This window comes from Brevundimonas sp. Leaf363 (genome assembly GCF_001424025.1).
GTDB lineage: Bacteria > Pseudomonadota > Alphaproteobacteria > Caulobacterales > Caulobacteraceae > Brevundimonas.
This window is the reverse complement of record NZ_LMPZ01000002.1, coordinates 1,155,524-1,175,681: the sequence shown is the minus strand read 5'-3', so window position 1 is coordinate 1,175,681 and position 20,158 is coordinate 1,155,524. Positions and strand designations below refer to the sequence as shown.

Here is a 20,158-nt window from a genome sequence, read left to right as displayed (position 1 = left end):
CGCGGCCCCATATTGCGCCCATGCCCATCCGCCGCCTGCCGACCGAGACCGTCAACCGCATCGCCGCCGGCGAGGTGGTCGAGCGCCCGGCCAGCGCGGTCAAGGAGCTGGTCGAGAACGCGCTCGACGCCGGGGCGCGGCGCATCGAGATCCAGGCCGAGGGCGGCGGCCTGTCGCGCCTGTCGATCCTGGACGACGGCCACGGCATCCCCGAGGCCGAACTGCCGCTGGCGGTCGAGCGGCACGCCACGTCCAAGCTGGAGGCCGACGACGCGGGCGACGTGGACCTGCTGCGCATCGGCACGCTCGGCTTTCGGGGCGAGGCCCTGCCCTCCATCGGGTCGGTCGCGCGGCTCAGCATCACCAGTCGACCGGCGGGGCAGGAGGGCCGCACCATCCGGGTCGACGGCGGCGCGATGGCGCCCATCGGCCCCGCCGCCTTCGCCGGGCCGCACGGCACGCAGGTCGAGGTGCGCGACCTGTTCTACGCCACGCCCGCCCGCCTGAAATTCATGAAGTCCGAGCGGTCGGAGGCCATGGCCATCGCCGAGGAGATCAAGCGCCAGGCCATGGCGCATGAGGCCACAGCCTTCTCGCTGGAGATCGACGGCCGCTCGGTCCTGCGTCTGCCCGCCGAAGCCGAGGGCGACGAAGGGCGGCTGCGGCGGCTGTCTGCCTTGCTGGGCCGCGACTTCGAGGCCAACGCCCTGCTGATCGACCAGACGCGGGACGGCGTTCGGCTGTCGGGCTATGCGGGCCTGCCGACCTATTCGCGCGGCAACGCCCAGCACCAGTATCTGTTCGTCAACGGCCGCCCGGTGCGCGACCGGCTGCTGCAGGGGGCGCTGCGCGGCGCCTACGCCGATTTTCTCGCGCGCGACCGGCATCCGGCGGCGGCCCTGTTCATCGACCTGGACCCGCTGATGGTCGATGTGAACGTGCATCCGGCCAAGGCCGAGGTCCGCTTCCGCGACCCGGCCCTGATCCGGGGCCTGATTGTCGGCGGCCTGCGCCACGCCCTGGCGGCGGCGGGCCACCGCGCCTCGACCACGGTGGCGGCCGACGCCATGGCTGGGTTCACCGCGCATGCGGCGGCTCCGTCGTGGCCGGCCCATTCCGCGCCGCCGTCGGCCACCGGCTACAGTGGGTGGACCGGCTGGACGCCCGCCGTGGGCACCGGGACCTTGCCGGGCCTGAACGAGCGTTCGGTTCGGGTCGAGGGCGGCTGGGAGGCGCCGGAGCCTGCGGCCTATGCGCCCGGCACCCCACCCGTCGCGGACCTGATGGACTTCCCGCTGGGCGCCGCGCGGGCCCAGTTGCACGGCACCTACATCGTCGCCCAGACGCGCGACGGCCTGGTGGTGGTGGACCAGCACGCGGCGCACGAGCGCCTCGTCTATGAGACGATGAAGGTCCAGATGGCCAAGGGCGCCGTCACCCGCCAGGCCCTGCTGACCCCCGAGGTAGTCGAGCTAGACCCCGCCGACGCCGACCGCGTCGCGGCCCGCGCGCCCGAACTGGCCGAGCTGGGCCTGATCGTCGAGCCGTTCGGTGGCGGGGCGGTTCTGGTGCGCGAAACACCGGCCCTGCTCGGCGACACGGACGTACAGGGCCTGGTCCGCGACATCGCCGACGACATCGCAGAACACGGCGCGGCCCTGGCCCTGTCCGAGCGTCTCGGCGACGTCTGCGGCACCATGGCCTGTCACGGTTCCGTCCGCGCGGGCCGCGTCCTGTCAGCGCCGGAGATGAACGCCCTCCTCCGCCAGATGGAAGCCACGCCCCACTCCGGCCAATGCAACCACGGCCGCCCGACCTATGTGGAGCTGAAGCTGCACGACCTGGAAAGGCTGTTCGGTCGGCGGTGAGCCAACACCCCCTCTCTCCGCTCATCCCGGCGGAAGCCGGGACCCAGTCCTGCTGCAGAGCATTGTCTTGGACGGATGGCAGAACCGCAATGCAAACCACACATCACCCAAAGAACTGGATCCCGGCTTCCGCCGGGATGAGCGGAATAAGAGATTGACCCCCTCCGTCCTCTTCGTCTGCCTCGGCAACATCTGTCGCTCACCTCTCGCGGAGGCCGCCTTCCGCGCGGAGGCTCAGCGCGTTCGCCTCGATGTCGAGATCGACTCCGCCGGGACCGGCGGGTGGCATGCGGGTGATCCGCCGGACCGTAGGGCGCAGGCGACGGCTCTGCGGCATGGCATCGACATCTCGGGCTATCGCGGGCGGCAGGTGACCACGGCGGACTTCCGCCGGTTCACCCACATCGTGGCGCTGGACGAGCAGAACCTGCGCGACCTGAAGAAGCTGAAACCCGCCGATGCGACGGCGAGCCTCAGCCTGATGCTGGACCACGCGCCCGGCCGCGAGGGCCAGGCGGTGGCCGATCCCTATTATGGCGACGACGCCGGCTTCGAGACGACTTTGGCGGATGTCTCGGCCGGCGCCGTCGGTCTGGTTCAGGCTTTGAGAGCGCGCGTCGCGTAGCCGGCCATCGCCGCGGCCATCCAGTCCGCCAGCCCCGACCGCATCGCCTCGTATCGCGCCTTGAAGTCGGGGTTGGTGGTGTAGAGGTCGCCCAAGCCCGCATAGGCGGCGGCCGTCGGCGGCGACTTCCACGTGCGGGCGACCCAGGCGTGATGCCGCTTCAGGATCGGGTCCAGCACGGGGTCGTCGGCCGAGATGCCGCCCTGCATGGCGCGGGCGAAGTCGGCCTCCAGATCGGCGATCTCGGCCATCCAGTCCGACTTCTGGTCCAGCGACATGGCCTTCATCGCGTCTCGGCCCGCCTCGATGTGCGGGCGGGTTTCGTCGCCGTATTTGTCGATGATCCAGGCCTCGTAATCGGCCTGCATTTCCGGGGTCAGCCCGGCGTAGAGTTGGGTGTCCATGACGGCAGCTCGTCCTTCCAGTTCGGCGATCGTGCGGTCGATCGTCCGGGCCAGTCGGCGATAGCGGTCCGCCTCGGCCGCGACCCGGGCGCGCTGCTCGCGCAGGGCCTGGACGCGGTCGCCTTCGGCCCGGTCGAGCAGCGCGGCGATCTCATGGAGCGCCAGGCCGAACTCCCGGTGCAGCAGAATCGACTGCAGACGCAGCAGCTCCTGGCGGCCGTAGTAGCGGTATCCGTTATCGCCGACCGACGCGGGCTTCAGCAGGCCGATCTCGTCATAGTGATGCAGCGTCCGGACCGAGGTCCCGGACAGCCGCGCCAGCTGGCTGACGGTATAGGTTCTGAAGCGCGCGTCGTTCCGCATGGACGCCCTATCGGGCCTGACGCCGCGTCAGGGTCAAGCGGCTTTGCGACCACACGCGCCCGATCCTGTCGCACGCGTGCGTTAGGGTGCGATCCGGTCGCGCTGGCCCGGCAGAAAGGGATCTGGGCGAGAGAATTGCACCACTGGGCTCTGTTTTTGGAGAGTCCAATCTCCAGGCGCCGGTCTCCCGGTCCTTCGCTCAGGTCAGAGGAGGCTTGGCTAAGGTCTTGAGAAACAATACCTGCGCCGCTCCATACTCGCGCGCATCCAGCCGCTCATACCCGGGCGTCTCGACCTCCGGTTCGCCCGAGCCGCGTTCGAATACGACCAGGGCGCCGGGCTTGAGCCAGTTGCCTTCCAGAAGCCGAGCAAGCGCCTGTTCACCCAGCCCCTTGCCGTACGGCGGGTCGAGGAAGGCGAGGTCGAAGGCCTCGCCCGCCGAACCCGGCCGCACGCCCAGGTCAACGGCGCTGCGCCGATGCACGCGGGTCGCGCCCATGACCCCATAGGCGTCGGCGTTCTCGCGGATGGCGCCGCGCGCGCCGTCATCGGTCTCGACGAACAGGCAGAAGGCGGCGCCCCGGCTCATCGCCTCGAAGCCCAGGGCGCCCGAACCCGCGAACAGGTCGATGACCCGCGCGCCATCCAGCGGCTCGGCCCAGGCGGCGTGCTCCAGCACATTGAACACGGCCTGACGCGCGCGGTCCGACGTCGGGCGCGTGCCCTGCCCGTCAGGCGCGACGATGGCGCGGCCCTTCAGCCGCCCGGCGACGATTCGCATGGATCAGCGCGAACCGCGCGGCGGGCCTTTCGGACCGCTGCGGGGGCCGCCCGAAGGACTACTACGGCCGGGCTTGCTGCCCTTGAAGGCGCCGGCGCCGCGCGGCGGGCTCTCGCTGCGGGGTTTGAAGTCGCGCTTGGGCCGGTCGTCATTGGTTCGCGGCGCCGCGCCGTCACGCGGCGCATAGGCGCGCTTCGGCCGATCGCCATCCGCGCCCGCCTCGCGCGGCTTATAGGCCCGCGCCGGACGGTCGCCGTCCGCACGCGGCTTGAAGTCACGCTTCGGTCGGTCGCCGTCGGAACGCGGCGCGCCATCGCGGGGCGTATAGGTGCGCTTAGGGCGGTCGCCGCCCTCGGCGTCGCGCGGCTTGTAGGTGCGGGCGGGCCGATCCGAGGCCGGGCCGGCGGAGCGGAAGTCGTCGCGCGCGGCGGTGCGTTCGCGCGGCTTGAAGGTGCGCTTCGGATGTTCGTCGCGCGGCGCGGTCTTGGCCCAGCCCTCCTTCTTGGGCGGGCGTTCGCGGCGATCGATGGCGTCGGCTTGGGCCGCCTCGGCGGCGCGGGTGCGGCTGGGCTTGCGCGAGGGGTCGGACATCGCCGAACCGGAGGCGCCGCGCACCACCGGGCTGGACGAACGGCGGCCGGGGATGGGCGCGGGCGTCTCGACGCTGTTTCCGGTCGGCAGGTTCTCGGGCCGGATGTGGTCGGCCAGCATCTCGCGGATCACGCGCGGCCCGACTTCCTCGACCGAACCGAGCGGCAGGGTGCCCAGCTGGAACGGGCCGTAGGCCAGGCGGATCAGGCGATTGACCGTCAGGCCAATGCTCTCCAGCACCTTCCTGACCTCGCGGTTCTTGCCCTCGGTGATGGAGACGCTGATCCACAGGTTGGCGGGACCGCGCTCGCCGCCGGGCGTGTCCTTGGCCTTGTCCAGCGTGGCCTCGATGGGCCCGTAATGGACGCCGTCGACCGTCAGGCCGGTCTTCAGCTTGTCCAGCTCGTCCTGGGTGACCCGGCCGCGGGCGCGGGCCCGGTACTGGCGCACCAGGGCCGTGTCCGGCAGTTCCAGCGCGCGGCTCAGCTCGCCGTCGTTGGTCAGCAGCAGCAGGCCCTCGGTGTTCAGGTCGAGGCGCCCGACCGAGATCACGCGCGGCAGACCGGCCGGCAGGGCGTCGAACACCGTCGGGCGACCGGCCGGATCGTTGTGGCTGGTCAAGAGGCCGGCGGGCTTGTGATAGCGCCAGACGCGCGTCGCCTGGGCCGCGCCGATCGGCTTGCCGCCCACGGTGATCACATCGTCGCGCGTCACCAGCGTCGCGGCCGTGTCCAGGATGCGGCCGTTCACCGCCACTTTCCCCAGCCCAATCAGCCGCTCGACCTCGCGGCGCGAGGCGATGCCGGCGCGGGCCATGGCCTTGGCGATTCGCTCGGGGCGTAGCGGCGCCTTGGCCTCAGTCGAGGCTTCGCCGGGCTTGCCGCCCGGTTTGCCGCCGGGCTTTCCGGCCGTACGGGGGCCGGAGCGCTCACGGGGCGGGCCCCGGTCGCTGTCAGAGCGGGGGCCGGCTTGACGCGGGCGGGGCTTCTTGTCGTTGTCGTCTGTATGGCGGACCATGATTTGCGGTTCATGCGCATGGCGCTCGACCTCGCGCAAGCGGCGGCGGACCTCGGAGAGGTTCCCGTGGGCGCCGTCGTGGTCGATGAGGCGACCGGAGAGGTGGTCGGAGCGGGCGCCAACGCCCCCATCGACCGCTCCGATCCCACAGCCCACGCAGAGATTCTGGCCCTGCGTCAGGCGGCGTCTGCGCGCGGCAACTACCGGCTGGGCGGCCTGACCCTCTATGCGACGCTGGAGCCGTGCGCCATGTGCGCCGGGGCCATCAGCCACGCCCGGATCGCCCGCGTGGTCTGGGCCGCCGACGACCCCAAGGGCGGCGCCGTCGTGCATGGTCCCCGCCTGTTCGAACAGCCGACCTGTCACTGGCGGCCCCAGGTCGAAGGCGGCGTCGAGGCCGAGGCCGCGTCCGACATGCTGAAGGGCTTCTTTCGCGCCCGTCGCGGAACGGTGTCGTCCAGCCGACGTTAACCGGACCAGTCGCCACCCCGTGGCCCAGGCTCCGACATGAAACACGCTCTCTTCGCCCTCGCCATCCTGGGAATGACCACCTGGATGATCCTCATTCGATGAGGACGGTCACGCCCTGCGCCATTGGCGTCGTCGGTCTCATCCTTCTGGGCGCCGCCTGCAGCCAGAAGCCTGCCGACGCGCCGACGTCAGGCGACGAGGTGAAGGCGCGCGCCATAGAAGCCCAGACCGCGCGCCGTCGCACCGGCGCAGAGCAGCAGGACCGCGCCCTGAACCGCGTCATCCGCGCCGTCTACCTGTGCAACAACGGCGAGCGACTGTCGGTCGACTTCGACAACCCGCGCCAGATGGCGACCGTCCGCAACTCGAACGGCGAAGCGACCGACCTGTTTCAGGAACGCGCCGCCGACGGCATCTGGTACCGCGCCTCCGGCTACGAGCTCCGCGGCAAGGGCGTCATGGCCACCTGGACCGCCGACGGGCGGGAACCGACAGACTGCCGGGCGGTGGACTGACCGCGTTCAAGTCACAGCGTAGACTCGGCTGAGCCGATGTCCGGCGCCGGCCAAGACTGGCTTCCCGTGACGCCATCGACCAGTACGGAGCGCAATCGCCACGGCGGCGAGACTTGCCTCGACAGGTGCAAGCCACCCCACCGTCGCCCGCCCACGCGAACGTCGTAGTAGGTCATGGGCCCATCGGTCACCATCACGGTCCGGCCGTTCTTCAGCCGGGTGTAGGTTTCCAGAAAGCGAGGCGCGGACCACAGACAGGCGTCGTCCAGAACCGCGTTCACCTTCGCTCCTGCTTCCGTCGGCAGACTCGCGCGTCGCCATGGCCCGAAGCGCCCCGCCTCGTAGCTCGTGCGGATCGACAGTTCCCAGGCATCGCCGAAACGACGTGCGACAAGCTCATGTCCGACATCGGTTGAAAGCGACGGGGCGCTAGCCAGAATGTGGATGAAGACGTCCGGGCGAGCGGCCTGCACAGCCGGCGGCAGTTCGCCCGCCGCCCAGCGTCGCCAGACATCATCAAAGCGGAGCGCGTCTTCGTAGTCGTCGATCCGAACGGGTGAGAACCTTCGATCCACCTGATCGAATGAGGGACAGCCCAGACCCGGCAGTTGCGGCGGCGTGCGGTCCAGCGGAGTCGCGGCCGAGGCGCCGACCATCAGAACCAAAGCCCCAACGAGTGCCCGCATGACCAGCTACGGCGCAATCGCGACGCCGAGACCTTCCCTCAGCGTCCGCAGCAGCAGCCCCTCGTCGGTGTCCTGCGAAATCTCCCAGACCATCACCCCGGCGCCCTGCTCCATCGCCAGGCGCGCCTTCCGCCGCAGGGTCTCGACGCCGTTGAAGGTGATGTAGTCGCACGTGGCGCAGCGCTGACCGACCACGTCGCCCTCCATCCGATCGCCAAAGCGCGCGGCGATCTCGCGGTAGTCATAGCCGTCCTTCAGCGCGCCGAAGCCATAGCCGTAGAAGGGCACGCCCAGCACCAGCCGGTCCTTGGCCACGCCCCGCGCGCGCCACAGGGCCATGTCGGCCTCGGCCTGCGAATAGGGCGAGTGCTCGTCGCCCGGCTCGCCCCACCAGGTCCCGACCGCGTCGTAGGCCATGACGTTGACCAGGTCGAAATAGGGGATGGACGAGACCGGGATCATGCCGCCCTCGTACGACGCGGTGGCGCAGGTCAGCAGCTTGCCACGCGCCTTCAGCTCGGCGCTGAGCGCGGCGATGAAGGGCGTGTAGTCGCCCGCCTCATCGATCTGGGTCAGCAGCGCGCCCTCGATGTCGACGTCGACGCCGTCCAGCCCGGTACGCTCCACCAGATCGACCAGCGCCCTTACGACCGTATCCCGCATCGGCTCGTCCAGCAGGGTCGCCCAGTTCCCCGAACAGGTCGGGATCCAGCCGCCGCCCAGCGAGATCGACACCTTGGCGCCCGCCGCGTGACCGGCCGCGACGGCGGCCCGGATATCCTCCAGCGAGCCGGCTAGCCCTTCCTGCACGCTGCTCATGCAGGTCATCTTGCCGTCAGCCGCCACCAGGGCGCCGGTCGCGTCCGGATTGGCGAAGGCGATGTTGATGTGGGTGTAGGCGGCCAGGTCGATGCGCGGCAGCCTCTCGGCGATATGCGATGTCTGGATATAGCCGACCAGGACGGGCCGGTCGGCCGCGTGGGCGACGCCTCCGGCCAGAGCCGGCATCAGGATCAGGGGCGCGGCGAGGCGCTTCAGCAGTTTGGCGATCATGCGGGGACATACCTAAGTCGGACGGCCTGTTCGCCGATACGGTCGACGGCCAGAAGGGTCAGCGGGGGCGGGGTGGCGGCGAAGAAGGGCTTGCCCGCGCCCACCACGGCGGGGTGCAGATAGATGCGGTATTCGTCGATCAGGCCGGTGTGGAAAAGGCTGGCGGCCAGCTCCGGCCCCGCCACCTCCATGACGCCTTCGACGTCGGCCTTCACCTCGGCCACCGCGGCCTCGATGTCTTCGGAGATCAGGGTCGCATTGGGCCCGACCTCTTTCAGCGTGCGCGACACGACCCATTTCGGCTGCTTGCGCCAGGCCCGGGCGAAGGCGCGTCGGGGTTCGTCCCAATCCGGCTGGTCATCGTCCCAGTAGCGCATGACCTCGTACATCCGGCGGCCATAGAGGCTGCCGCTGAGCGCCTTCATGTCCTCGACGAAGTAGTCGAACATCGCCGGCTCCGGCGCGAACGACGTGTGGTCGATGTAGCCATCCAGAGACTGGTTCAGTCCGAACATCAGCCGCGCCATGCCTGCTCCTCCGCCGGCGTCTATGCGCCGTTGGTCGGCACCTTAGCGATTCAGGCGAACGCCGCCAGCCTCGCGTCCAGCCCGGCGCGACCCTCGGGCCAGTCGTCGTCGATGACGGCGAAGACGGCGGTGTCGCGGGCGCGGCCGGTCCAGGTAATCTTGTGCTTGCGCAGAACGCCCTCGGGTTTGGCTCCGAGTTTGGCGATGGCCGCCATGCTCTGGGGGTTGATGGCGTCGGTGATGATCTCGACCCGCACGGCGCCGGCGTCGAAGGCGTGGGTCAGCAGCAGGCGTTTGCACGCCGGGTTGACGGGCCCGCCCCGCGCGTCCGGTCGATAGAAGGTCGAACCGATCTCGCAGCGACGATAGGCGGGCGTGATCTCATAGAGGCTGGTCGTGCCGACCACGACGCCGTCCGACAAACGGCGCACGGCGTAGGCGATGCGCGACCCGGCCGACATGGCCGCGACCGCGCTGTCCCACCATCCGTCGAAGTGCGGCCCCCAGGCGGCGGCGACCATGATCGACCAGGCTTCGGGATCGCAATCGAGGGCGGCGCGGACATCGTCCCGCAGTGCGTCGGTGAACGGCTCCAGCCGAACGAAGCGATCCTGGAGCGGACGCGTCGCCAGCCAGGCCTCCGTCACAGGATGTCGACCGGCAGAATCTGGCTGGACAGCAGGGTTTGCATGCCGCGCCAGTGATCCGGCCCCTGCCCCTCGACCCAGGCCTGCACCGTGTCGCGGCCCAGGCCGTAGTTGATGATGTAGCTGCGGTAGGTGTCGATGAAGCGCACCCGCTGTGCCGCCTTGTCCGGCGCCGTGACCGAGTATCTGGAGATCAGCGCCGCCGCCTGCTCGCGGCTGATGCGGCCCGCCAGATAGTCGTCGGCGATGGTGTATTCCGCCCGCGCCAGCCGCCGCGTCAGGTCCAGGATGCGGTTCTTCTTCTCCACGTCGGCGGGCGCCAGACCCGCCAGCGGCATCAGCACGTCCCGCTCGAACGCCGTGTCCTCGTACCCGGGGAAAGCCAGATCGATGCCGTAGTTGGCGCTGCCCTCGGCGATGAAGCTCATGGGGCTGAACAGCGGATAGACGCTCATCTCGACCCAGCCGCGGTCGCGCACGAAAGTCTGTTCCAGCAGCGCGTTATAGACGTGGTGGCCGGGGTAGCCTTCGTGGCACCCCAGGTCGATCGCCCGCTCGGTGTAGATGGGGAAGTCGGTGTTGATCTCGATCCGGCTGGCGGCCCCGCCTTCGTAGTAGTTGTACCCCGACCACGGCTTGTCGCCCACAAGCGCCAGGGTAAAGCTCTCGTTCGTCGGCAGGGTGATGTGGCGCGCGGTACGGGCGCGGCACTCGGCGATGGCGCGGTGCATGACCGTCTCGATCCGGTCCTTGGGGATCGCGAACGCGGCCCGGAAGGCGGTGATGCGGTCGACCAGCGGGCCAGGCCCGGGGACCAGGGCGTCGAGTTCCGCCAGGACAGGATCATAGTCGCTGAGCGGCTTCAGCTCGGGCCGCACGCCGAACATGGCGTAGGCCTCGTCCGCGAACGACAGCCGCTCGCCCGCCAGCATCCGTAGCCGCGCCTCGGCCGCCGAGACGTGCGCGATCAGATAGGCGCGGCGCTGGGCCAGCATGGGGTCGGACGGGACCGGCAGGGCCTTCAACCGCGCCAGCAGGGCGTCGGCCTGAGCCTTCGTGGTGGCCACCGTGCCGGGATCGGCCTTGGCCTCCTCGGCCCACTCCGCCGGGCCGTAATAGGCGTCGACATAGCCCGCCTCGTGCTCGCCGATGCGCAGGATCAGCTTGACGTAATCCTCGGCCGCCCCATCCAGGCCGCTGTGGCTGGCGGGAACCGGCGTCGTCGCGCAGGCGGCGGCGAACAGGCTGGCGATCAGGGCTAGGATCAGGCTGCGCATCGGAACTCCGGGTCTGCCCCCGGCTTATCCCGCGTCGCCGGGCGCGCCAAGCGCAAGCCGCTTCCCTTCCCCGGTGGTTTCCCCTAGGAAGGCCGCCGCGCAGGCACCCGTAGCTCAGCTGGATAGAGTACTGCCCTCCGAAGGCAGGGGTCAGAGGTTCGAATCCTCTCGGGTGCGCCACCCCCCTCATGACATCGCCATGGGACCGCCGATCCTTCGGTCGGAACCTGCGGGGCCGCGTCCGGCTTCCTATATGTCGGGCTGACGAAGCGCGGAACGGGAGGCCACGATGGCCGGCGGATGGACGCAGGACGGAGGTGTCCTGGATCAGATCGAAGATACGGTCACGGACGGCGTGCTGGCCGCGCGATCGCGGCTGCCGGTCGGCGACGGCGCCGAAGAGTGCGTCGAATGTGGCGCCGACATCCCCGAGGCGCGGCGCAAGGCCATGCCGGGCGCCACCACATGCGTTCAGTGCCAGTCCCAACGGGACGGCCGCGTCGTCGCGACCGGCATCAATCGGCGCGGCAGCAAGGACAGCCAGCTGCGCTAGGTCGCGCCCTCGTCCCTCAGAAACGCCCGAACGGGCTCGGCGGCCACGCCCTTGGCCACGAAGGCGTCGCCGATCGCGCGGGCCAGGACCAGGGTCAGGGCGCCGCCCTCTGCCTTCTTGTCGCCGGCCATGAGGGCCAGCAGGCGATCGGCGTCGAACTGGCCGGCTTCGCTTAGGCGGGTCGGCAGGCCGGCGGCCTTCAGCACCGCCTCGACGCGCCGGGCGTCATCGTCCGTGCACAGTCCTTCGCGGGCCGAAAACCGGAAGGCCAGGGCGCAGCCCAGCGCGACGGCCTCGCCATGCGCCAGCGCCGCCTCCTCGAAGCCCAGCTCGGCCTCGATGGCGTGCCCAAAGGTATGGCCCAGGTTCAGCAGGGCGCGCTTGCCCGCCTCCTTCTCATCCTCGCCGACGATGGCGCTCTTGATCTCGACCGAGCGGACCACGGCGTGCTCCAGCGACGCCGGATCGCCCCGCGCCCCCCCGGCGCCCTCTCCCGCCAGCCAGTCGAAGAAGGGGGCGTCGCAGATCAGGCCATGCTTCAGCACCTCGGCCCAACCCGACCGGACCTGTTTAGCCGGCAGGGTCGACAGGGCGTCGATGTCGGCCAGGACCAGACGCGGCTGGTGGAATGCGCCGACCATGTTCTTGCCGCGCGGGGTGTCGATCGCCGTCTTTCCGCCTACGGACGAATCGACCTGCGCCAGCAACGTCGTGGGGATTTGCACGAAGTCGATGCCGCGCATGTAGAGGGCGGCCGCCAGACCGGCCAGGTCGCCCACCACACCGCCGCCCAGCGCCACCACCAGGTCGCGCCGATCCAGTCCGAAGGCCAACAGGTCGTCCATGACCTGTTCCAGCTGACCAAAGCTCTTGGACGACTCGCCCGGCGGCACGGCGACCAGGGTCGTTTCGGCGCCCGTGCCGCGCAGTCCGTCCAGCAGGGCGTCAGCATAGAGGCCGGCCACCGTCTGGTCGCTGATCACCGCCACGCGACCCTTGGCGAAAGGCGCGATGCGCTGCGCGGCCGTCGCCAGCAGGCCCGACCCGACCGCAACCTGATAAGGGCGAAAGCCGGCGCCCGAGACTTCCAGCGTCTTCATGCCTGTTTCTCTCCGGGCGGTGCTTCGGCGCCGAGCAGCGGCTGCAGGTTTTCGACGATCAGATCGACCGCCGCAGCATGCGATCCGGACCCCACGTCCACGGTCACGTCGGCCTGGGCGTAGATGGGATAGCGCGCCTCGGCCAGCGCCCTCAGCGTCTCTAGCGGGTCCTTGCCGCGCAGCAAGGGTCGGGTGTCCCGGCGCGACACGCGCTCGGCGATCACGGCCAGATCGGCGCGCATCCACACGCTGACGGCCCGCTGCTTCATCAGGGCGCGTGTCTCGGCGTTCAGCATGGCGCCGCCGCCGGTGGCCAGAACGATGGGCGGCCCCTCCAGCAGGCGCTTCATGATGCGCGCCTCGCCGATACGGAACTCGGCCTCGCCCAGCTGGGCGAAGATGTCGGAGACCGACATTCCAGCGGCGGTCTCGATCTCGGTGTCGCCATCCGCGAAGGGCAGGCCCAGCCGCTGGGCCAGACGGCGGCCGATCGACGATTTGCCCACCCCCATCAGTCCGACCAGGGCTATGGTGCGCCCGGCGAGAATCGCGACGTCCCCGCTCATGGGCGTCGGTCCGTCGGACGGGTCGGTATGCGCAGGCGAGCAGACATGGTCGGACCATCCTCTACACCAGCGCGGCCGGGCGACCAGCGTTCATGACGCCCCAGATCGAGGCCTTTCTGGAGATGATGGCGGTGGAGCGGGACGCGTCGCCCCACACCCTGTCCGCCTATCGCCGCGATCTGGAGGAGGCCGACCGCGAGACCGGCGGCCTGATGACCGCCACCGCGGAGGGACTGGAAGACTGGTACGCCGACCTGTCGCGAAGGGGCCTGTCGGCGGCGACGGCGTCGCGGCGGCGCTCGGCGGCGCGGCAGTTCTACCGATTCGTCCTGAGCGAGGGCTGGCGCGCTGACGACCCGTCCCGCCGGCTCGAGGCGCCGAGGCGCGGGCGGCCGCTGCCAAAGGTCCTGTCGCTGGAGGAGGTCACCGGCCTGATCCAGGCGGCCGGCGCGCTGGAGGGCGCGGCGGGCCTGCGGCTGCTCGCGCTGATGGAGCTGGCCTATGCGTCGGGCCTGCGCGTGTCGGAACTGCTGGGGCTGAAGGTCCAGGCGGTGCGGCGCGACCCGGCCTATCTGATCGTGCGCGGCAAGGGCGGCAAGGAGCGGTTGGCGCCGCTGAACGACGCGGCGCGGGCGGCCACGGCGGCCTGGCTGAAGGCGCGTGATGCGGCCCTGCCCAAGGGATCGGACAATCCGTGGCTCTTCCCCTCACCCACCACCAGCGGCGCCCTGACCACGCGGCGCTTCGCCCAGTTGCTGGATCAGGCCGCGATCCGGTCGGGCGTCGATCCTGCGCGGGTCAGCCCGCACGTCCTGCGTCACGCCTTCGCCACCCATCTGCTGGAGGGCGGCGCCGATCTTCGGGTGGTCCAGACCCTGCTGGGCCACGCCGATATCGGCACGACCCAGATCTACACCCACGTCGCCACCGACCGGCTCAGCCGGCTGGTGAACGACAAGCATCCGTTGGCGCGTTCCGATGATGCGTGAACCCGGCTTGCCCCGTCGCGTTCAGGTCTCTAGGTTCCGCCGCCTTCCGAAAGCGCCGCCCTGGGCGCCCAGCTGGACGCCTTGATGGCCACGCACTACCTCGATTTCGAGAAGCCGATCGCCGACCTTGAGGCCAAGATCGAGGAGCTCGACCTGCTGTCCGCGACGGCCGGCTCGTTCGACGCCGAGATCGACGGCCTGCGCAAGAAGGCAGCGCAGCTGCGCAAGAAGACCTACGGCGCGCTCGATCCCTGGATGAAGACCCAGGTCGCCCGCCATCCGCAGCGGCCCCACTTCATCGACTTCGTCGCCGGCCTGTTCACGAACTTTACGGAGCTGAAGGGCGACCGACAATTCGGCGACGACCAGGCCATTCTGGGCGGACTGGCGCGCTTCCGCGGCCGGCCGGTCGTCATCATGGGCCAGGAAAAGGGCCACGACACCGCCAGCCGCCTGACCCACAACTTCGGCATGGCGCGGCCCGAGGGCTATCGCAAGGCGGTCCGCCTGATGGACCTGGCCGAGCAATACGGCTTGCCGGTTCTCAGCTTCGTGGACACCGCCGGCGCCTATCCGGGCCTCGGCGCCGAGGAGCGCGGGCAGGCCGAAGCCATCGCCCGTTCGACCGAGCGCGGCCTGACGCTGGGCGTCCCCTCCATCGCCACGGTGACGGGCGAAGGCGGATCCGGCGGCGCCATCGCCATCGCAGCGGCCAGCCGGGTGCTGATCTTCGAACACTCCATCTATTCGGTGATCTCGCCCGAGGGTGCGGCCGGGATCCTCTGGCGCGATGCGGCGCGGGCCAGGGACGCCGCCATGGCCATGAAGATCACCGCGCCCGATCTGGTGGCCCTGAAGATCGTGGACCGGATCGTGCCCGAACCCGTGGGCGGCGCCCATTCGGACGCGGCCGCCGCCATCGCCTCGCTCGGCGATGTGCTCGTCGAGGAACTGGACGCGATGAAGGGTCTGTCGGCCGACGAGATCCGCAGGGCGCGGGCCGCGCGCTTCTACGCGATCGGCGCGACTGAACCGCGTTAACCCAACATCCACCACGCCCCGGCACCCTTGATCGATGAATCAGGGGCGATCGATACCGCGTAGAGCACCCGTCCAATGGTAGGCACCGTCGGCGAGCCCCTGCGCGACACCGGCGTGATCAACCTGAACGGGGCGGTCACCATGGTGATCGACGACACGCCCTTCTCGCTGGACCTGACGGCGCAGGCGCTGCTCGGCTTCGGCATCCAGACCAAATACACCTGCCACAGCGCCGCCAAGGCCATCGAGATCCTGGAGGACAGCAAGGTCGATCTGATCCTGGTCGACACCGAGATGCCGGGCATGGACGGCTACGAGTTCGTGCGCTGGCTGAGACGCTCGGGGCTGGAGCCGAACGCCTTTGCGCCTGTCATCCTGACCGGCGCCCACGTGCGCCGCTCGCGCGTCACGGACGCCCGCGACTGCGGGGCCAACTTCCTGATCACCAAGCCGTTCAGCGCCGCCGCCCTTCTCGAGCGGATCGTCTGGGTGGCGCGCGACCAGCGTCCGTTCCTCGAGTTGGGCGACTACATGGGCCCCGACCGGCGCATTCGCGACGGCAAGGCGCCGGAAGGCGAGGAGCGGCGCTCCGACCTGATCCGCAAGACAGCCTTCGAGGCCCAGCAGCGCGCCATGGCCGCCTCGACCGGGCCGACCGACGGTGGTGACGCCCGATGACCGTCCTGCGCATCCCGGTCAAGTCGCGCCTCTCGACATTGATCGATCGGCCCGGCGGCGTCAGCGTCGGCGTCGCGGTCGCGCGCGCCGAAGCCAATCAGGCGACCCTGAAAGATCAGGCGATGGTCGTCGTGGACGCCGCGCTGACCCAGCTTCTTACCACGCCCGCCCCCTCGGCCGACGATCAGGACTGGGTTCTGCGCAAGATCTACGTGGCCAGCAATGCCGTGATCGACGCCGCCGGCCCCTTCTCCATGACCGATCTCTGCCAGGCGGCGGCGGGCCTGTGCGATCTCATCGACGCCCATCGCGACGGGCCGTTCGACTGGCGCATCGTCCAGAGCCACGCCCAGGCCATGCGACTGCTGAAGGACCTGCCCGCCGAGGACGAAACCGGCCGCGCCGCCCTGCGCGACCACTTGCGTCAGGTCGTCGAGCGCAAGCTGGGCGCTGCGGAGGCCTAGACGGCGGCCCTCACGCCGGTCCGGGTCTGACGCCGCCACAGGGACGCATATTCGCCGTCCCGCGCGATCAGTTCGTCGTGCCGCCCGCGCTCGATGACGCGGCCATCCTTCAGCACCAGAATCTGCTGGGCGTCCGATATGGTCGACAGTCGGTGGGCGACGACCAGGGTGGTGCGGCCCGCACGGACCTTGCGCAGGGTCTTCTGGATGGCGGCCTCGGTGCGGCTGTCCAGCGCGCTGGTGGCCTCGTCGAGGATCAGCAGGCTGGGGTCGGCCAGCAGGGCGCGGGCGATGCCGACGCGCTGGCGCTCGCCGCCCGACAGCTTCAGGCCGCGCTCGCCCACCACCGTCTCCATGCCGTCCGGCAGGCTGCGGATGAAGGTCGCCAACTCGGCCGCCTCCGCCGCCGCCCAGATGGCCGCCTCGCCACTGTCCGGCTTGGCGAAACCGATGTTGGCGCGCAGCGTGTCGTTGAACAGCGCCACGTCCTGAGGGACCAGCGCGACGCGCTGGCGCAGCGACGCCTGGGTCGCGTCACGCACATCGACCCCATCTATCCGCACCACGCCCTCCTGCGCGTCCAGCAGGCGCAGGGCCAGCTTGACGATGGTGGACTTGCCCGCCCCGGAGGCCCCGACAAGGGCCGTGGTCGTGCCGGGAGCGGTAACGAAGCTGACGTCGTCCAGGCCGCTGGCGCGGGCGTCATGGCGGAACCCGACGTGTTCGAACACCACCTCGGCGCCGCCGCTTTCGGACGGCGGCAAGGCGACCGCGCCCGCCCGGTCCGCGATGGCCGGCCGCTGGCGCGTCACCTTCAGCATCTGCTCCATGTCGATGAAGGACTGGCGGATTTCCCGATAGGCGAAGCCCAGGATGTTCAGCGGCGCATAGAGGGAGATCATGATCAGAACGGCCGCAGTCACGTCGCCCGGCCCCATCCTGCCGGCCGCCGCCTCAATGCCCGCCATCACCGCCATGACGCCCAGGCCGACGTTCATGATCAGGCCCTGAATGACGTTCAGCGCCGCCAGCGAGCTGTTGGCCTTCAGCGCCGCCGCGCCATAGACGCCCAGCGCCCGATCATACCCTTCGGCCGCGCGCGTCTCGGCCCCGAAAGCCTTGACGGTCTCGTAATTCAGCAGGGCGTCGACCGCCTGCCCGGCCGCCTCGCTGTCGGCGGCGTTCATGATGCGCCGATGCTCCAGCCGCCAGTTCGACAGGGCGAAGGTGCAGGCAGCGTAGATGGCGACCACCGCCACGGCCACGGCCGCGAAGCGCCAATCGTACTTGCCGCCCAGCACGGCGGCCGCGAGGATCAGCTCCAGCCCCGTCGGCACAAGATTGAACGCCAGGATCCGCAGCAGGAAATCGACCGCTCGCGAGCCCCGCTCGACCGTTCGCGACAGGCTGCCGGAGCGTTTGGTCTGATGGAAATCCAGCGACAGGGTCAGGGCGTGGGCGAAGGTGTCGGCCGCCGTTCGCTGCTGGGCCGCCTGGCGCACCGGAGCGAACACCACGTCGGACGCCTGGGGCGCCGCGGAGGAGATGAAGCGCACCAGGGCCCAGCCGACCGCGAAGGCGGCGAAGCTCCAGCCCACGGCGACCGCCGCCCCCTGCCCGGCCGCCAGCCGATTGACGGCGGCGCCGAGCACCAGCGGCGCCAGCACGCCCAGCGCCTTGCCCGCCAGGGTCAGGCCGATGGCGAGGGACAGGCGCAGGCCCAGATGCGGCGCATCCGACCGGCGCACCACGCCGAACAGATCCTTCAGCTGATCCCAGGCGCCGGCCTCGGACGTCAGTTCAGAAGTGCCGTCTCGCCGGCCGCGCTCACCCCGCATCGTCATCCGCCGTCATATGGGGCGCTTGGGGCGACGCGGAAAGATCATCCCGCCGCGACCACAGCCTCGATCAGTTCGTCCACCGCCTCGATCGTCGTCGCCCAGGAGCAGACGAAGCGAACCGAGCCGTCGTCGAAGCGATAACAGGCCCAACCCGCGTCGTTGACCCGCTTGTGTGCGCGCACCGGCATGCGCACGAATACGGTGTTGGCTTCCACCGGGTGGGCCAGCACGAAGGCCGAGCGCAGGGCAACGCCCTCCGCCAGCCGCCGCGCCATCAGATTGGCGTGGGCGGCGCCCGTCTCCCAGGCCTCGCTCTCCAGCAGACCCAGCATCGGTGCGGCCAACAGGCGACTCTTGGACGCCGTCTGCCCCGCCTGCTTCAAGCGATTGTCGATGCGCCGCGCCAGGCTGTGGTCGAACATGACCAGCGCCTCGACGCCGCCGGCCCCTGCCTTGGCCCCGCCGAAGACCAGAATGTCCACGCCCAGCCGCGCGATCTGGGTCAGGTCGAACCCGCCCGCCGCCGCGTTGGCAAGCCGCGCCCCGTCCATGTGGACGCCGTAGCCCAGCGCCTTCACCGGCTCGATCAGGTGGCGCAGCTCCTCCTCGGAATAGACGCCGCCGTATTCGGTGGCCTGCGTCAGGCTGAGGGCCGCGGGCGGCTGGCGGTGACCCACCTCCGTCTCGTCGAGGATGGCCGCCATCGCCTTGGGATCGATCTTGCCGCTCTCGCCTGGCAGGCCGATCAGGCCGACGCCCTGGCCGAAGAACCCCGGCGCGCCCGTCTCGTCCGTGCAGACGTGGGCCGCGTGGTGGGCCAGAACGGCCTCGTGCGGATAGGCCAGCATCGACAGGGCGATGGCGTTGGCCGCCGTGCCCGAGAAGACGAAGCGGATCTCCGCGTCCGCATCCAGGCGCTGACGGATCTGCTCGGCCGCGCGCGCCGTGACGTCGTCGGCGCCGTAAGACTTGGCGTAACCTTCGTTGGCGGCGATCAGGGCCTGCATCGCGGCGGGGGCCATGCCGGCGGTGTTGTCGGAGCCGAAGTCGTAGCGCATGGCCGTCAAATCTCGTCGTCAGCGCGGTCGGGATGGGTTTCGAAGCCCCCGTCGCCATGGACAGGCCGCGCCGCCGCCAGCCCGGCGGCGCCCTCCACCGCAGCGGGCAATACGGGGTCGCGCGGGTCGTAGGGCACGGCGACCTGATGCGGGAACGGAATCTCGATCCCGGCCGCGTCCAGCGCTTCCTTCACGGCCTGAAGGACATCGGCCTTGCCCTGCCAGTAGTCGCTCGACGCGACCCAGCAGGTCAGGGTGATCTCGACCGAACTGTCCAGCAGATTGGTGACCCCCGCCCACGGCGCCGGATCCGCCAGGATGGCGCCTTGCGCCGCGGCCGCCGTCGCGATGACATCGCGCGCCTGGCTGAGATTGGCGCCGTAGCCGACGCCGATGGCCAGCTGGATCCGGCGCGTGCTCTGCCCCGACAGGTTCAGGATGACGTCGCCGAACACCTTGCTGTTCGGGCACATGATCTTGACGTTGTTGGCGTCGCCCAGCTGGGTGAAAAACAGATCCAGCCGCTGCACCTTGCCGATGTTGCCGTCGATGTTGACCAGGTCGCCGACGCGGTAAGGCCGCAGCACCAGCAACATCACGCCCGCCGCCACGTTCGACAGCGTGCCCTGAAGCGCCAGACCGACCGCCAGGGACGCGGCGCCCAGCACGGCGATGATGGAGGCGGTCTGGACACCCAGCCGCTGCAACACCGCGATCAGACCGATCAGCAGGATGACGACCCGCACGACCTGCACGGCGAAGCTGAGCACCGTCGGGTCATGGCGGAAGCCGCGGACCTTGCTCAGGCCCTCGCGCGTCACCTTGGCCGCCCAACGCGCCACGAACAGGGTGACGCCCAGGATCAGCAGGGCGATCGCGACGTTGACCGCGAAGTCGCCGATCACCTCGGTCAGCTTCAGCAGGGTCGCCTCGTCCAGTCGGATGTCGGGCCGGGGCAGCAGGCTGTTTGCGGTGGCGGCGGAGGCCAGGTCGGTGCGCATCCGGCGTCCCCTAGCGCATACCGACCGCGCCGGGCCAGCGCC

22 protein-coding genes and 1 tRNA gene are annotated in these 20,158 nt (G+C 70.2%); 10 read left to right on the top strand and 13 right to left on the bottom strand.

Annotated features, from left to right (window positions below; genetic code table 11):
* The first annotated feature begins 20 nt into the window (after positions 1–20).
* Both mutL and ASG17_RS08865 read left to right on the top strand, forming a co-directional pair.
* Positions 21–1,868 carry a DNA mismatch repair endonuclease MutL gene (gene mutL, locus ASG17_RS08870; RefSeq protein WP_056101964.1) on the top strand — a complete coding sequence of 616 codons (1,848 nt, stop codon included), beginning with the start codon at positions 21–23 and terminating at the stop codon, positions 1,866–1,868.
* Between the two features lie 154 nt (positions 1,869–2,022).
* Positions 2,023–2,493 carry a low molecular weight protein-tyrosine-phosphatase gene (locus tag ASG17_RS08865; protein ID WP_056101961.1) on the top strand — a complete coding sequence of 157 codons (471 nt, stop codon included), beginning with the start codon at positions 2,023–2,025 and terminating at the stop codon, positions 2,491–2,493.
* Here ASG17_RS08865 and ASG17_RS08860 read toward each other — a convergent pair.
* The 3 genes from ASG17_RS08860 to ASG17_RS08850 all read right to left on the bottom strand — a co-directional run bounded on the left by ASG17_RS08860 (position 2,466) and on the right by ASG17_RS08850 (position 5,649).
* Positions 2,466–3,260, bottom strand: coding sequence for a MerR family transcriptional regulator (locus ASG17_RS08860; protein ID WP_056101956.1), 795 nt, complete (start codon positions 3,258–3,260; stop codon positions 2,466–2,468). The two genes, ASG17_RS08865 and ASG17_RS08860, sit on opposite strands and share 28 nt — an antisense overlap.
* Positions 3,261–3,459: 199 nt before the next feature.
* Entirely contained in the window at positions 3,460–4,041 is a 582-nt protein-coding gene (gene rsmD, locus ASG17_RS08855) for a 16S rRNA (guanine(966)-N(2))-methyltransferase RsmD (RefSeq protein ID WP_056101954.1), read from the bottom strand.
* Positions 4,042–4,044: 3 nt separating this feature from the next.
* Entirely contained in the window at positions 4,045–5,649 is a 1,605-nt protein-coding gene (locus tag ASG17_RS08850) for a pseudouridine synthase (protein ID WP_056103335.1), read from the bottom strand.
* 12 nt (positions 5,650–5,661) lie between these two features.
* Between ASG17_RS08850 and ASG17_RS08845 the strand changes: the two genes are divergently transcribed.
* Positions 5,662–6,120 (top strand): nucleoside deaminase, encoded by a 459-nt coding sequence (locus ASG17_RS08845; RefSeq protein WP_056101951.1) that lies wholly within the window; start codon positions 5,662–5,664, stop codon positions 6,118–6,120.
* Between the two features lie 98 nt (positions 6,121–6,218).
* Entirely contained in the window at positions 6,219–6,635 is a 417-nt protein-coding gene (locus ASG17_RS08840) for an MliC family protein (RefSeq protein ID WP_056101949.1), read from the top strand.
* An 11-nt stretch (positions 6,636–6,646) separates the two neighbouring features.
* Here the strand turns inward: ASG17_RS08840 and ASG17_RS08835 are convergent, their stop codons facing one another.
* From ASG17_RS08835 to ASG17_RS08815, 5 genes are read right to left on the bottom strand one after another with little or no spacing between them, the layout of a single operon-like run.
* Complete coding sequence (locus ASG17_RS08835) at positions 6,647–7,321, bottom strand: hypothetical protein (RefSeq protein ID WP_156367783.1); 675 nt, start codon at positions 7,319–7,321, stop codon at positions 6,647–6,649.
* A gap of 6 nt (positions 7,322–7,327) precedes the next feature.
* Positions 7,328–8,374 carry a glycosyl hydrolase family 18 protein gene (locus ASG17_RS08830; RefSeq protein ID WP_056101943.1) on the bottom strand — a complete coding sequence of 349 codons (1,047 nt, stop codon included), beginning with the start codon at positions 8,372–8,374 and terminating at the stop codon, positions 7,328–7,330.
* A complete protein-coding gene (locus ASG17_RS08825; protein WP_056101941.1) occupies positions 8,371–8,901 on the bottom strand; it encodes a dihydrofolate reductase family protein in 531 nt (176 codons plus the stop codon). The genes ASG17_RS08830 and ASG17_RS08825 overlap by 4 nt, the downstream gene beginning before the upstream one ends.
* Positions 8,902–8,951: 50 nt before the next feature.
* A complete protein-coding gene (locus ASG17_RS08820; RefSeq protein ID WP_056101938.1) occupies positions 8,952–9,548 on the bottom strand; it encodes a GNAT family N-acetyltransferase in 597 nt (198 codons plus the stop codon).
* Positions 9,545–10,825 (bottom strand): hypothetical protein, encoded by a 1,281-nt coding sequence (locus tag ASG17_RS08815; protein WP_056101936.1) that lies wholly within the window; start codon positions 10,823–10,825, stop codon positions 9,545–9,547. Before ASG17_RS08815 ends, ASG17_RS08820 begins: the two co-directional genes overlap by 4 nt.
* A gap of 103 nt (positions 10,826–10,928) precedes the next feature.
* Here ASG17_RS08815 and ASG17_RS08810 point away from each other — a divergent pair.
* Both ASG17_RS08810 and ASG17_RS08805 read left to right on the top strand, forming a co-directional pair.
* Positions 10,929–11,005, top strand: a tRNA-Arg gene (locus tag ASG17_RS08810).
* 109 nt (positions 11,006–11,114) lie between these two features.
* A complete protein-coding gene (locus tag ASG17_RS08805; RefSeq protein ID WP_056101934.1) occupies positions 11,115–11,378 on the top strand; it encodes a DksA/TraR family C4-type zinc finger protein in 264 nt (87 codons plus the stop codon).
* On the opposite strand, the gene aroB is transcribed toward ASG17_RS08805, so the two are convergent.
* Both aroB and ASG17_RS08795 read right to left on the bottom strand, forming a co-directional pair.
* Positions 11,375–12,478: a 3-dehydroquinate synthase gene (gene aroB, locus ASG17_RS08800; RefSeq protein WP_056101932.1), complete on the bottom strand. Its 1,104-nt coding sequence runs from the start codon at positions 12,476–12,478 to the stop codon at positions 11,375–11,377. The two genes, ASG17_RS08805 and aroB, sit on opposite strands and share 4 nt — an antisense overlap.
* Positions 12,475–13,044 carry a shikimate kinase gene (locus ASG17_RS08795; RefSeq protein ID WP_056101927.1) on the bottom strand — a complete coding sequence of 190 codons (570 nt, stop codon included), beginning with the start codon at positions 13,042–13,044 and terminating at the stop codon, positions 12,475–12,477. Before ASG17_RS08795 ends, aroB begins: the two co-directional genes overlap by 4 nt.
* A 92-nt stretch (positions 13,045–13,136) precedes the next feature.
* Here ASG17_RS08795 and ASG17_RS08790 point away from each other — a divergent pair, with 92 nt between their 5' ends.
* From ASG17_RS08790 to ASG17_RS08775, 4 genes are all read left to right on the top strand, one after another.
* Positions 13,137–14,033, top strand: coding sequence for a tyrosine recombinase (locus ASG17_RS08790; RefSeq protein ID WP_056101923.1), 897 nt, complete (start codon positions 13,137–13,139; stop codon positions 14,031–14,033).
* Positions 14,034–14,117: 84 nt separating this feature from the next.
* On the top strand, positions 14,118–15,074 hold the full coding sequence (locus ASG17_RS08785) for an acetyl-CoA carboxylase carboxyltransferase subunit alpha (protein ID WP_056101920.1): 957 nt from the start codon (positions 14,118–14,120) through the stop codon (positions 15,072–15,074).
* 75 nt (positions 15,075–15,149) lie between these two features.
* Positions 15,150–15,752 carry a response regulator gene (locus tag ASG17_RS08780; protein WP_056101917.1) on the top strand — a complete coding sequence of 201 codons (603 nt, stop codon included), beginning with the start codon at positions 15,150–15,152 and terminating at the stop codon, positions 15,750–15,752.
* Positions 15,749–16,216 (top strand): hypothetical protein, encoded by a 468-nt coding sequence (locus ASG17_RS08775; RefSeq protein ID WP_056101914.1) that lies wholly within the window; start codon positions 15,749–15,751, stop codon positions 16,214–16,216. Before ASG17_RS08780 ends, ASG17_RS08775 begins: the two co-directional genes overlap by 4 nt.
* Here ASG17_RS08775 and ASG17_RS08770 read toward each other — a convergent pair.
* The 3 genes from ASG17_RS08770 to ASG17_RS08760 are packed head-to-tail and all read right to left on the bottom strand — an operon-like array spanning position 16,213 to position 20,116.
* Positions 16,213–18,054, bottom strand: coding sequence for an ABC transporter ATP-binding protein/permease (locus tag ASG17_RS08770; RefSeq protein ID WP_056103332.1), 1,842 nt, complete (start codon positions 18,052–18,054; stop codon positions 16,213–16,215). The genes ASG17_RS08775 and ASG17_RS08770 overlap by 4 nt on opposite strands.
* A 44-nt stretch (positions 18,055–18,098) precedes the next feature.
* Entirely contained in the window at positions 18,099–19,115 is a 1,017-nt protein-coding gene (locus ASG17_RS08765; RefSeq protein ID WP_056103329.1) for a low specificity L-threonine aldolase, read from the bottom strand.
* A gap of 5 nt (positions 19,116–19,120) precedes the next feature.
* Entirely contained in the window at positions 19,121–20,116 is a 996-nt protein-coding gene (locus ASG17_RS08760) for a mechanosensitive ion channel family protein (protein WP_056101911.1), read from the bottom strand.
* Positions 20,117–20,158: the final 42 nt, after the last annotated feature.

What these genes read in the sequence shown, in the direction of transcription:
- ASG17_RS08850 (WP_056103335.1), bottom strand. Translation starts at nt 5,649, where the DNA reads ATGGTCCGCCATACAGACGACAACGACAAGAAGCCCCGCCCGCGTCAA.
- ASG17_RS08860 (WP_056101956.1), bottom strand. Translation starts at nt 3,260, where the DNA reads ATGCGGAACGACGCGCGCTTCAGAACCTATACCGTCAGCCAGCTGGCG.
- ASG17_RS08845 (WP_056101951.1), top strand. Translation starts at nt 5,662, where the DNA reads ATGCGCATGGCGCTCGACCTCGCGCAAGCGGCGGCGGACCTCGGAGAG.
- ASG17_RS08825 (WP_056101941.1), bottom strand. Translation starts at nt 8,901, where the DNA reads ATGGCGCGGCTGATGTTCGGACTGAACCAGTCTCTGGATGGCTACATC.
- ASG17_RS08790 (WP_056101923.1), top strand. Translation starts at nt 13,137, where the DNA reads ATGACGCCCCAGATCGAGGCCTTTCTGGAGATGATGGCGGTGGAGCGG.
- aroB (WP_056101932.1), bottom strand. Translation starts at nt 12,478, where the DNA reads ATGAAGACGCTGGAAGTCTCGGGCGCCGGCTTTCGCCCTTATCAGGTT.
- ASG17_RS08840 (WP_056101949.1), top strand. Translation starts at nt 6,219, where the DNA reads ATGAGGACGGTCACGCCCTGCGCCATTGGCGTCGTCGGTCTCATCCTT.
- ASG17_RS08760 (WP_056101911.1), bottom strand. Translation starts at nt 20,116, where the DNA reads ATGCGCACCGACCTGGCCTCCGCCGCCACCGCAAACAGCCTGCTGCCC.
- ASG17_RS08765 (WP_056103329.1), bottom strand. Translation starts at nt 19,115, where the DNA reads ATGCGCTACGACTTCGGCTCCGACAACACCGCCGGCATGGCCCCCGCC.
- rsmD (WP_056101954.1), bottom strand. Translation starts at nt 4,041, where the DNA reads ATGCGAATCGTCGCCGGGCGGCTGAAGGGCCGCGCCATCGTCGCGCCT.
- ASG17_RS08805 (WP_056101934.1), top strand. Translation starts at nt 11,115, where the DNA reads ATGGCCGGCGGATGGACGCAGGACGGAGGTGTCCTGGATCAGATCGAA.
- ASG17_RS08830 (WP_056101943.1), bottom strand. Translation starts at nt 8,374, where the DNA reads ATGATCGCCAAACTGCTGAAGCGCCTCGCCGCGCCCCTGATCCTGATG.
- ASG17_RS08780 (WP_056101917.1), top strand. Translation starts at nt 15,150, where the DNA reads ATGGTAGGCACCGTCGGCGAGCCCCTGCGCGACACCGGCGTGATCAAC.
- ASG17_RS08775 (WP_056101914.1), top strand. Translation starts at nt 15,749, where the DNA reads ATGACCGTCCTGCGCATCCCGGTCAAGTCGCGCCTCTCGACATTGATC.
- ASG17_RS08795 (WP_056101927.1), bottom strand. Translation starts at nt 13,044, where the DNA reads ATGAGCGGGGACGTCGCGATTCTCGCCGGGCGCACCATAGCCCTGGTC.
- ASG17_RS08815 (WP_056101936.1), bottom strand. Translation starts at nt 10,825, where the DNA reads ATGCGCAGCCTGATCCTAGCCCTGATCGCCAGCCTGTTCGCCGCCGCC.
- ASG17_RS08770 (WP_056103332.1), bottom strand. Translation starts at nt 18,054, where the DNA reads ATGCGGGGTGAGCGCGGCCGGCGAGACGGCACTTCTGAACTGACGTCC.
- ASG17_RS08785 (WP_056101920.1), top strand. Translation starts at nt 14,118, where the DNA reads ATGGCCACGCACTACCTCGATTTCGAGAAGCCGATCGCCGACCTTGAG.
- mutL (WP_056101964.1), top strand. Translation starts at nt 21, where the DNA reads ATGCCCATCCGCCGCCTGCCGACCGAGACCGTCAACCGCATCGCCGCC.
- ASG17_RS08835 (WP_156367783.1), bottom strand. Translation starts at nt 7,321, where the DNA reads ATGCGGGCACTCGTTGGGGCTTTGGTTCTGATGGTCGGCGCCTCGGCC.